Below are 10,000 nucleotides of genomic sequence, written 5' to 3' on the forward strand. Positions count from 1 at the left end.
TTTTATGGCGCAGTTGCAGCAAGAGATCTGCAATTTAGTACAACAAGCAAGGGTATCTGCAGAAATCGCCAGAACAGCCGCTCCGCAAAAACCTGCGTATAAGAAAAAAAGACGTCCGTCTGCAGCTGGCGCTCAGGTTAAAACAGTTCGTAAAAAGGTTAACAAAATTGCTTAGTTCGTTACTAATTGTAATGCCGCTGGATTGAACTCCGGCTGTTAGATTAAAGTCGGTGCACTTGATAATCAGAGAACCATAACATGTTGAAAAAATCTGTACTTGCGGCAACTTTTACCGCTGCTTTAGCTGTCAGCCATAATGCCGCTGCTACTATTGTTTTAGTTGAAACCAATATGGGTGATTTTGAAATCAACCTGTTTGACCAAACTACACCAAAAAACGTGGCAAACTTTTTGTCTTATGTAAAAGAAGGCGCCTATGACAACACTGTGATACGACGCACAGTAAAAGACTTTGTGGTGCAGGCTGGGGGCTTTCGTTACAGTGGTAACAATGCCAATCCTTTTACTCCGCTGACAGAAAAAAGTCCGGTACAAAACGAGCCAAAACTATCAAATGTTCGTGGTACTGTTGCCATGGCGAAAGTAGCGGGTGACCAACACAGCGCTAAAAGACAATGGTTTGTGAACCTGGAAAACAACGCTAATCCGGCTTTCTCTGAAAACCTGGATCGCCAAAATGGCGGTTATACCGTATTTGGTGTAATTACCGGAACTGGTATGTCTATCCTCGACAGTATTGAGGATTTATACATACCTGGTGCTAACACTGGCAATTTTGCCGGAGTGCCTCTGCGTAATTACAGCGCTACAGATCTGGCCAATAACGTGGCTGTAACCGCCAGCAATCTGGTCACAATAGAGCGTATCACAGTGATCAATGACAGCCCGACAACAGCTGCTAATCTGAATCCTGTATTGAATACTCAGGCGGGGCAGAATGCTGGTGACGACTCATCAGGTGGTGGTGGTTCTGTAGGTTCAGCGTTATTGCTGGCTTTAGCTGGCCTGGCCTTCTGGCGTCGCCGTAAGGTTTAATCTGAATAGGTTGGGAATTCTGTTGGATTAAAGAAGGGCGCGGATAAACCGTGCCCCTATAGTTCCGCTTAATCAGGCAGGCTGTTGTCGTAAGTGATTGGTTAACAACTCACCTGCTTGTTGAATATGTTGCTGTAGTAAAGCTATGGCAGCATCTAAGTCTTGATTCCGCAATAATTCCAGCAACTGCCAGTGTTCCTGATGACTGGTATCTGCATAATTCAGACTGATTTCCTGAAAGCCTAAATAACGTTCTACTTGCTGGTGCAGGCTGTGCAGTAAACGCAGTAAATGTGGGCAATGGCTGGCCTGATATAACGTCAGGTGAAACCGCCAGTTGAGCGCACCTCTGTCTGCGGCGGATAAATGCTGATCCTGCTCAATCTGATGCAATAAATCTTCGGCCTGGCCAAGCAAACTAAAAGTGAGCTGGGGAAATGCGCGGCGTAATGCCATAGGTTCCAACTGCAAGCGGATTTGATATAACTCTTCAGCTTCAGTTGCTGTTAAAGGCGGCACCATTAAACTGGCTTTGCCTGCCATCACCACTAAAGCTTCAGCTTTAAGCTGCTGCAACGCGTCCCGCACCGGGATACGGCTGACCTGATAATGCTCTGATAACTTTTGCTGATTCAGCACAGATCCTGCGGGCCAGACACCCTGCCGGATATCCTGCTTTAATTGCTGATACAAACTGGCTTTGGTCATATTAAGCCACCTTTTTCCGCGGTAACTTTAAGGCGAGAGTACAAACCAGGCCGGCCACTAAGCCCCAGAAGGCTGAGGCTATACCGAAAAAACTAACGCCCGACACTGTCACTAGTAGCGTCACTACAGCCGCTTCTCTGTCAGGCCCAGCCTGAGTGGTTAACGCTAAATTTGTACCAATAGTGCCAAGCAAAGCCAGGCCAGCCAAAGCTGTGACCAACGTGGTGGGAAAGGCAGCGAATAACGCCACAACAGCTGCGCCAGCCAAGCCTGTTAGTAAATAAAAAATCCCGGCAGCCACACCAGCACTGTATCTTTTGGCCGGATCTGAATGAGCTTCCGGGCTGGCGCAGATAGCTGCAGTTATAGCTGCTAGGTTAATAGAAAAGGCGCCCAGTGGTGCCAGCACTATAGTAGTTAAAGCGCTGGCGTTGATCAGTGGTGATACCGGCAGGTCATATCCGCTACTTTTGAATACAGCTAAACCCGGAATATTTTGCGAAGTTAAAGTGACAATAAATAGCGGCAAACCCACGCCTATTAGTGCACTGATTGACCATTCCGGCCAAATCCAAACGGGAGCGGGCCAGTCAACATGCACCTGTGCCATGCTCAGTTGGCCTTGCAGACTGGTATAAAGCACAGCGACGACCAGAACTAACGGAATAGCGTAACGGGCTTGATACTGCTTAGCGATCAGATAAGTAGCGCACATCAGTCCGACTAAATACAGGTCCTGCTGCAGGGAGGTAAATATCGACAACCCAAAGTTAAATAAAATACCGGCCAGCATAGCGGAAGCAATTTGCAGCGGAATTTTATTACTGAGCTTTTCAAACCAACCGGTCAGACCAAGTAACAAGCTGAGTGCTGCAGCGAAGATAAATACTCCTACAGCTTCCGCTAAACTCAGGCCCTGCAAGCTACTGACTAATAAGGCTGCTCCTGGCGTAGACCAGGCCGTTAATACCGGAGCTTTGAAATACAAAGACAAGCCAATACAAGTGATCCCCATGCCTAAGCCCAAAGCTAGAATCCAGGACGCCATCACGGCCTGATCAGCGCCTGCTGCTGCCGCAGCCTGGAACACTATAGCCACAGAACTGGCAAAGCCCACTAATACAGCCACAAAACCAGCAGCCAGGGCTGATAAGCTAAAGTCGCGCCACATGAAAATTCACCTGAAATATAATTTTTGAATACATTAAATTAATTTGTATACAAATTTCAAGTGAAGTAATGAATAAATCCGTAGGGGCCGGGCTTGTCCCCACCCGTCTTGAATGCCAGACGAATCTCTATCGGGGCTTGCCCTGGGTCGTTAACAATTTCATTCAAAGAGATAATGTTGTATTAGGCTGGATGGTAAATATCTGGTTCAGCGTTAAATTTTTGCAGGCATTGGCTACAAATGCAGCTGCTTTGATCCGGTGCTTGCGCCAGCAGTTCAGCCGGAAACTGCTGTGTCATACACCAACATTGGTTTTGTTCAGCGGTGCCTGCTTTACATAAATTGGCTTGCTGGCATAAAGGACATAGTTGCTCTGACATATAAAACCTCTGTTTTGGCTGCCTTTTTACTATACCTCAGCGCCAAACTTTGGGCTGAAATCATTAAGTGTTGGCTGATGATTTTTGTTATGCTCCTGAGCATTGATTTAAGGAGCTGCAGATGAGCCAGATTGGAACCCCAGGCGCCGCCAACGCCACCAAAGTACTGTTGTTAGGCAGTGGTGAACTAGGTAAAGAAGTATGTATTGAACTCAAACGTTTAGGTTGCGAAGTGATAGCGGTCGACCGCTATGCTAATGCGCCGGCTATGCAGGTGGCAGACCGTTGTTATGTCATTTCTATGCTCGATGGTGCGGCCTTACGTCAAATTGTGATCAAAGAAAAACCAGCGCTGATCGTACCTGAATTAGAAGCTATAGCGACCAGCACACTGGTAGAGCTGGAGCAACAGGGTTTTACCGTGATCCCAAGCGCTAAAGCGGCCAATTTAACCATGAACCGGGAAGGCATTCGCCGTTTAGCAGCTGAAGAATTACAACTGCCCACTTCGCCTTTCCGTTTTGCCGATGATAAAGCCAGCTACTTAGCTGCTGTGGCCCATATTGGTTACCCTTGTGTGGTTAAACCTATTATGTCCTCCTCTGGCAAGGGCCAGTCGGTGCTGAAATCCGATGCCGATTTAGAATCCGCCTGGGCTTATGCGCAGGAAGGTGGTCGGGCTGGTAAAGGCCGGGTGATAGTCGAAGGTTTTATCGACTTCGATTATGAAATCACTTTATTAACAGTGCGTTCTATTTCTGGCACTCAGTATTGCGAGCCTGTAGGCCATCGTCAGGAAAAAGGCGATTATCGCGAATCCTGGCAGCCTCAGGCTATGTCAGCTGTGGCTTTAGAAAAAGCCCAGCAGTATGCCGCCAAAGTCACTGAAGCCTTGGGTGGTTTTGGTTTGTTTGGTGTCGAGCTTTTTGTTAAAGGCGAGCAAGTGTGGTTTAGCGAAGTATCGCCCAGGCCACACGACACCGGCATGGTGACCATGATTTCACAAAACTATTCAGAATTTGCGCTGCATGCCCGCGCTATTTTAGGTTTGCCAATTCCTGTTATTCGCCAGTATGGCCCGGCCGCTTCAGCTGTATTGCTGGTTCCTGGTCATTCACAGCAAATTAGCTACGGTAATTTAGTTCAGGCTTTACAACAACCTGACACCGACCTGCGGCTGTTTGGGAAACCTGAAGTACAAGGCGAGCGCCGTATGGGTGTGGCTTTGGCATTGGGCGACAATGTCGAACAGGCCAAACAAAAAGCGCTGGATGTGATAGCGCAAATTAGGGTTGATGTGCTTTAGCTGTGTGGACCAGCCAAAGTGGAGTCCGGTTTTCTCAGACCACTACACTTATTGGCTGAACAGCTTTAGACCCAAATGTAGAGCCAGTTCTATGAGCGCAGAATTGACAGGGGCCGCCAGGTCCCTGTTGCACAAAACAGCAGTGCAATAAGTACTTTTTAAAGAAACAGGTTTTTAATCCTTGGCTTCAGAGTGGATAGAACTACAACTAACTGAATTTGTATATCGGACCATCATCTGCAGACTAGTTGGATGTGCTGAATCCGCGTTTTGGGTCAGATAGTCACCAGGCTATTATTGCTGAAATTGCTCCAACTTCGGATATTGCTTTAACACATCACAAGCTCTTTGCATGGCGTCGCCAAATAAAGCCGGATGAAAATCACCATTTTGGCAGTAGTCACGGCGAAACTGCAGCAGGTTGTTGATATCCTGTGCCGCTTTAGCCAAAGCTTCTTGTTGACCTGTGCCGTAATCCTGGCCTATGGCATAAAAGGCCTTTTGGATCTTTCGGGTGACTACTGAGTCGGACTGAGCACCCGGTAAGGAAATATGCTCAGCTAACCAATGCAATACAGGCTCTGAATAAGGCAGTATTCTTGGGTGATCATAAAATGTCAGGGTGCTGACAATTAGTAAACAAAGCAGTAAAAAATTACGCATTAGCCTTACTCCACATCACCTGATAGGACTCAACTGCCTGAAATTTATACTCAGGTTTATTTGGTATAACACAGCCATAACCTGATGCCACTGTCAATTGCACAACCAAAGTATCCGGTACTGTCAACAATGTTGACAGAGTTAAACTGAACCTAAGATTAAAATTCAATAAGGATCATAGTGTTATATACTATGGCTCTTTGGTTCAATTATTGCAGTAGCTTCAAAGGTCATAACAAAGCAGCACAGGATAAAATCCTATAGCTTTGGTTTCTCCTGATCACCTCAGCCCAGAGCAGACCGGTGGAGATATTGGGGGTAACAGAACAAAGCTGGGTTTGTCCTGTATCAACAAGCTGCATTCAACAGCCTGCTACACTCTGTTTGGGGTCGTAGCAGTGGGTGAGGAAAAGGCGTGGATAACAAAATAGATATTAAAAATATACCGGTTGAGGTGCACAAACCAGACCCGGATAAAAAAGCCAAATACAACCCTAGAGACCGCATCTATATTCGAGCGGTGAAGGGCTTGCATCAAACGTTAAGACGTAATATTGGTTTTGTGTTTATGGCAGCATTTATGTTGCTGCCCTGGTTGCAGTTTAATGGTCAGCAGGCCATTTTGCTCGATATTGTTGAGCAGAAATTTTACATCTTTGGTATGACGTTATGGCCGCAGGATTTCACTATTCTGGCCTGGATTTTTGTGATCGGTGCTTTTGCATTGTTTTTTGTCACCACCTTTTATGGTCGGGTCTGGTGTGGTTATTTATGCCCACAAACGGTCTGGACCTTTATCTTTATGTGGTTTGAAGAGAAATTTCAGGGCACCCGCAATCAGCGCATGAAGTTGGATCAGGAGCCCTGGACCTTCAGTAAAGTCATGAAAAAAGGTTTGACCCATTTTAGTTGGCTGGCCTTTTCAGTACTTACAGCTCTGATATTTGTTGGCTACTTTACCCCTATTGACCAGCTATTTATCCAGTTTTTCACTCTGGAAGCCAGTTTCTGGGCTGCGGTATCGGTCTGGTTTTTTGCCTTTTGTACTTATGGTAATGCGGGCTGGATGCGCGAAATTATGTGTACTCACATTTGTCCTTATGCCCGTTTCCAATCCGCTATGTTTGATAAAGACACTTTTACAGTCACTTACGACGCCAAGCGGGGTGAAAACCGTGGTCCACGTGCCCGTAAAGACACTGATTATAAAGCCAAAGGTTTAGGTGACTGTATCGATTGTAATTTATGTGTGCATGTCTGCCCTACCGGCATCGACATTCGTAATGGCTTACAGTACGAATGCATTAACTGTGGGGCTTGTATCGACGCCTGTGACGACACAATGGATAAAATGGGCTACGCCAAAGGCTTAATCAGTTACACCACTGAACATAGCCTGGAAGGCAAAACCACCAAAGTCATCAGGGGCAAGTTGGTCGGATACTTTTTGGTGCTGGTGGCCGTTTGCGCTGCTTTTGCCTGGACCTTAGTGGTGCGTAAACCTGTGGTGATGGACATAGTGCGTGACAGAGGTTCTTTGTTCCGTGAAACCGACGAAGGGCTGATTGAAAACACCTACACCCTAAAGGTTATTAATAAATCGCAGTTGGAACAAACCTACCAGCTGTCGGTACAAGGATTGGATGACGCCCAGTGGTTAGGTGAAAAAGAATTGACGATCAAAGGTGGTGAAACAGCCAACCTGCCGATCAGCTTGTCTTTGGATCCTGTTGATGCGAAAAGGCCAGTACTGGAAATCGAGTTTGTGCTGCAAGACAGCGACGAGCCTGATGTCCGTCTGACTCAGGGCAGTAAGTTCTTTTCAGGGCGCTAACAGAATAAAAGCGTTAGACTAGGGAGCTTCGGCTCCCTATTTTTTTGGGATGGGCAGTACTGACCAAACGGAATTCCATGAGCACTTTTGATTTTTCTACCTTAAGTCCGGATCTAATGCTGGATGCCTTGTTTCATTATGGTTTTGATGTCAGTTCAGGCTTATTGCAGCTGAATAGCTTTGAAAACAGAGTTTGTCAGTTTCGCGATCAGGATCGTAACAGCTGGGTGGTGAAGTTTTACCGACCTGAACGCTGGAGCTTAGAGCAATTAAACGAAGAGCATCAGTTTGTGAGCGAGCTGGCTGGAATAGAAGTACCAGTGGCAGAAGCTATTGAGCGCGATGGGCAGCGCGTATTGCCTTTTGGTGGCTTCTATTTATCCGTGTTTCCCAGCCGTGGGGGTCGTACTTTAGAACCAGACAATGAAAATCAAATGCTGCAACTGGGCCGTTTTTTAGGCATGGTGCATCAGGTTGGCGCGGCCAGATCTTTTTTACACAGACCTACGATTAACCACCAGACTTTTTTGCTCGACAGCCAACAAAGCTTGCTGCAGTCCGGGCTTATTCCGCCGTCGTTACAAAAAGATTATCAGGCCATGATGCAACAATTATGCGACAAGGTCGGTCCTTTGTATAAGCCGGAAAAGATCCGCAGGGTGCACGGCGACTGCCACATAGGTAATTTATTGTGGCATGACGACAGACCTTTGCTGCTGGATTTTGACGACAGCCGTAACGGTCCGGCGATACAGGATTTATGGTTGTTACTCAACGGCGATCGATCCGAACAAACTTATCAGTTGTCGTTATTGCTGGAAGAGTATGAACAATACTGTGATTTTGACCATAAAGAACTCAGGCTGATTGAACCTCTGCGGGCAATGCGGATTTTATCCTATATGGCCTGGGTAGCGAAAAGATGGAGCGATCCGGCTTTTCCGCAGAACTTTCCATGGTTCAGCACAGACCAATATTGGCAGCAACAACTGCGGGCCTTGGATGAACAGCTGAAATTCTGTGACCAGAGTCCACTTTCTTTGATGCCGCAATGGTAAGATTTTGTTAGAGTAGTGCCAGTTTTATTCCAAGGAACATTCGAATAATGAAAAAGTTAACAGCGTTGTTAGTAGGGGCTTTGTTATTACCTGTGGCCGTTTTTGCCGCTCAGTTTGAAGAAGGTAAACATTACGAAGTGATTGCAGAACAAGCCACAGCTAAGCCTGAAGTGAAGGAGTTTTTCTCTTTTTATTGTCCGGCTTGTTTTGGTTATGAGCCTAAAGTTCAGGCCTTGGCTAAGCAGTTACCTGAAGGCGTTGAGTTAAAAAAAATGCATGTGGATTTTTTACAACACGCAGCGCCTGAGATTCAGGTGACTTTAGCTAAAGCTTATCTGGTGGCAAAAAACCTGGGCAAAGGCGATCAGGTAGCCAGCGCATTTTTTAATCATATTCATGTTGACCGCAAAGCTTTTGCCAATGATGACGATATTAAAGCTGTGGTCGTGGCAACTGGCATTGATGCTGATACTTACGACAAAGCCATTAAAAGCTTTACGGTAGCTGGCGGTGCCAAACAAATGAAAAAAGAACAGGACGCTTTGTCTGCCCGCCGGGTCTTAACTGGTGTGCCTACTTTTATTGTTAATGGCAAATATAAAATTCTTAACCAGGGCCTGAGTCGCGAAAATCAGGACGAAGAGTTTAAGCAACTGATCAACTTTTTGCTGACCCAATCTTAATTAAAAGGCGCTCCTTATGTTAAAAAAATTACTGGCTGCTTTGGTCTTTGCTCCTGTAATGGCTTTTGCTTCTGCATCCTCTCCCGTCACTTTCCAGCAAGGTGTGCATTATGATGTGGTGGCAGAAAAGGCGACAGCTACAGCTGAAGTACTGGAGTTTTTTTCATTTTATTGCCCTCATTGCAAAGCCTTTGAGCCTTTTGCACAAAACCTGAATAAAAATCTGCCCAAAGGCGTCAGCCTGACTAAATATCATGTTGATTTCTTACAGGTCGCTCCTCCTGCCTTACAACAGTCTCTAGCTAAGGCTTATGTGGTGGCTAAAAATGCAGGTCAGGGCGACCGTATCGCTGATGTTATTTTTGATTATTTGCATAATCAGCGAGCCAGTTTCAGTAACGAACATGACATCCGTAACCTGATGGTGGTGAATGGTATTCCTGCAATGTTGTTTGATGCTGGTATGGTAAATCCTGCCGTAGTGGCTGAAGTCGACAAGATGAAGCAAAGTCAGGATCATTATTCTGAAGCTAAGGTGCTGCGTGGTGTACCAACACTGCTGGTCAATGGTAAATATCTGGTAAAGTTCGCTGGTTTAAGCCAGGAGAATTTTCAGCAGGAGCTCAATGAGCTGGTGGCATTTTTATTAGCGAAAAAAGACTAACAGCTACTTCTGTCGATACTGAGCAAAAACCGGCGTTGTGAACAAAAGCCGGTTTTTTTATTTTCACAGTTTTTTGAATTTGTTGCGAACTATTCTCAATTAAAATAATCTAGATGACATCAATTCTCAATTGGGGAAGTCGTATGGAACAATGGCAACAGTTCATAGCTCAGGGTAACAAGGCTTTTACAGAACAGCATTGGGCCGCCGCTGCCAGCTTTTATCGACAGGCTATTTCCGATGTCTGGCCTATCTGGTATCACTGTGCTTTTGTGCATTGCCCACCACAGCTAAGCCGTGAAGAGGCGTCATTACCTACGTTTTGCTTGTCTGTTTCCATTCAGAATCTGGCTGAAGCTTATGCACAGCAGCATCGCTGGCGTCGTTGCCAGACCACCTTAAAGCAAGGACTGTACTGGTTTGAGCATATGCTGAATCATCTGGATGCAGAGCATCCGGCTAGTGTTGCGGTGCTGC

11 protein-coding genes are annotated in these 10,000 nt (G+C 46.1%); 7 read left to right on the forward strand and 4 right to left on the reverse strand.

Annotated features, from left to right (window positions below; all coding sequences use genetic code 11):
- Positions 1-258 precede the first annotated feature (258 nt).
- Positions 259-1,056 (forward strand): peptidylprolyl isomerase, encoded by a 798-nt coding sequence (locus LDL40_RS13705; RefSeq protein WP_300995939.1) that lies wholly within the window; start codon positions 259-261, stop codon positions 1,054-1,056.
- Between the two features lie 72 nt (positions 1,057-1,128).
- On the opposite strand, the gene LDL40_RS13710 is transcribed toward LDL40_RS13705, so the two are convergent.
- From LDL40_RS13710 to LDL40_RS13720, 3 genes are all read right to left on the reverse strand, one after another.
- Positions 1,129-1,764 carry a GntR family transcriptional regulator gene (locus LDL40_RS13710; protein WP_300995941.1) on the reverse strand — a complete coding sequence of 212 codons (636 nt, stop codon included), beginning with the start codon at positions 1,762-1,764 and terminating at the stop codon, positions 1,129-1,131.
- A 1-nt stretch (position 1,765) separates the two neighbouring features.
- Positions 1,766-2,935: a benzoate/H(+) symporter BenE family transporter gene (locus tag LDL40_RS13715; RefSeq protein WP_300995942.1), complete on the reverse strand. Its 1,170-nt coding sequence runs from the start codon at positions 2,933-2,935 to the stop codon at positions 1,766-1,768.
- Between the two features lie 182 nt (positions 2,936-3,117).
- Complete coding sequence (locus tag LDL40_RS13720; RefSeq protein ID WP_300995943.1) at positions 3,118-3,315, reverse strand: cysteine-rich CWC family protein; 198 nt, start codon at positions 3,313-3,315, stop codon at positions 3,118-3,120.
- 121 nt (positions 3,316-3,436) lie between these two features.
- Here LDL40_RS13720 and purT point away from each other — a divergent pair, with 121 nt between their 5' ends.
- On the forward strand, positions 3,437-4,621 hold the full coding sequence (gene purT / locus LDL40_RS13725; RefSeq protein ID WP_300995944.1) for a formate-dependent phosphoribosylglycinamide formyltransferase: 1,185 nt from the start codon (positions 3,437-3,439) through the stop codon (positions 4,619-4,621).
- Between the two features lie 294 nt (positions 4,622-4,915).
- Here purT and LDL40_RS13730 read toward each other — a convergent pair whose 3' ends face one another.
- Positions 4,916-5,284: a hypothetical protein gene (locus LDL40_RS13730; RefSeq protein ID WP_300995945.1), complete on the reverse strand. Its 369-nt coding sequence runs from the start codon at positions 5,282-5,284 to the stop codon at positions 4,916-4,918.
- A 415-nt stretch (positions 5,285-5,699) separates the two neighbouring features.
- Here LDL40_RS13730 and ccoG point away from each other — a divergent pair, with 415 nt between their 5' ends.
- The 5 genes from ccoG to LDL40_RS13755 form a co-directional block, all read left to right on the forward strand.
- Positions 5,700-7,118, forward strand: a complete 1,419-nt coding sequence (gene ccoG / locus LDL40_RS13735; protein WP_300995946.1) for a cytochrome c oxidase accessory protein CcoG — start codon at positions 5,700-5,702, stop codon at positions 7,116-7,118.
- 77 nt (positions 7,119-7,195) lie between these two features.
- On the forward strand, positions 7,196-8,176 hold the full coding sequence (locus LDL40_RS13740; RefSeq protein ID WP_300995948.1) for a serine/threonine protein kinase: 981 nt from the start codon (positions 7,196-7,198) through the stop codon (positions 8,174-8,176).
- A gap of 47 nt (positions 8,177-8,223) precedes the next feature.
- Positions 8,224-8,859 (forward strand): thiol:disulfide interchange protein DsbA/DsbL, encoded by a 636-nt coding sequence (locus LDL40_RS13745; protein ID WP_300995949.1) that lies wholly within the window; start codon positions 8,224-8,226, stop codon positions 8,857-8,859.
- A 16-nt stretch (positions 8,860-8,875) separates the two neighbouring features.
- Complete coding sequence (locus tag LDL40_RS13750; RefSeq protein ID WP_300995950.1) at positions 8,876-9,523, forward strand: thiol:disulfide interchange protein DsbA/DsbL; 648 nt, start codon at positions 8,876-8,878, stop codon at positions 9,521-9,523.
- Positions 9,524-9,666: 143 nt separating this feature from the next.
- Positions 9,667-10,000 (forward strand): hypothetical protein (locus LDL40_RS13755; RefSeq protein ID WP_300995951.1); only part of this gene is annotated, 334 nt, incomplete at its 3' end.

The sequence above is a fragment of the Rheinheimera sp. genome, from assembly GCF_020217005.1.
Lineage (GTDB): Bacteria > Pseudomonadota > Gammaproteobacteria > Enterobacterales > Alteromonadaceae > Pararheinheimera.

What these genes read in the sequence shown, in the direction of transcription:
- LDL40_RS13705 (WP_300995939.1), top strand. Translation starts at nt 259, where the DNA reads ATGTTGAAAAAATCTGTACTTGCGGCAACTTTTACCGCTGCTTTAGCT.
- LDL40_RS13710 (WP_300995941.1), bottom strand. Translation starts at nt 1,764, where the DNA reads ATGACCAAAGCCAGTTTGTATCAGCAATTAAAGCAGGATATCCGGCAG.
- LDL40_RS13715 (WP_300995942.1), bottom strand. Translation starts at nt 2,935, where the DNA reads ATGTGGCGCGACTTTAGCTTATCAGCCCTGGCTGCTGGTTTTGTGGCT.
- LDL40_RS13720 (WP_300995943.1), bottom strand. Translation starts at nt 3,315, where the DNA reads ATGTCAGAGCAACTATGTCCTTTATGCCAGCAAGCCAATTTATGTAAA.
- purT (WP_300995944.1), top strand. Translation starts at nt 3,437, where the DNA reads ATGAGCCAGATTGGAACCCCAGGCGCCGCCAACGCCACCAAAGTACTG.
- LDL40_RS13730 (WP_300995945.1), bottom strand. Translation starts at nt 5,284, where the DNA reads ATGCGTAATTTTTTACTGCTTTGTTTACTAATTGTCAGCACCCTGACA.
- LDL40_RS13740 (WP_300995948.1), top strand. Translation starts at nt 7,196, where the DNA reads ATGAGCACTTTTGATTTTTCTACCTTAAGTCCGGATCTAATGCTGGAT.
- LDL40_RS13745 (WP_300995949.1), top strand. Translation starts at nt 8,224, where the DNA reads ATGAAAAAGTTAACAGCGTTGTTAGTAGGGGCTTTGTTATTACCTGTG.
- LDL40_RS13750 (WP_300995950.1), top strand. Translation starts at nt 8,876, where the DNA reads ATGTTAAAAAAATTACTGGCTGCTTTGGTCTTTGCTCCTGTAATGGCT.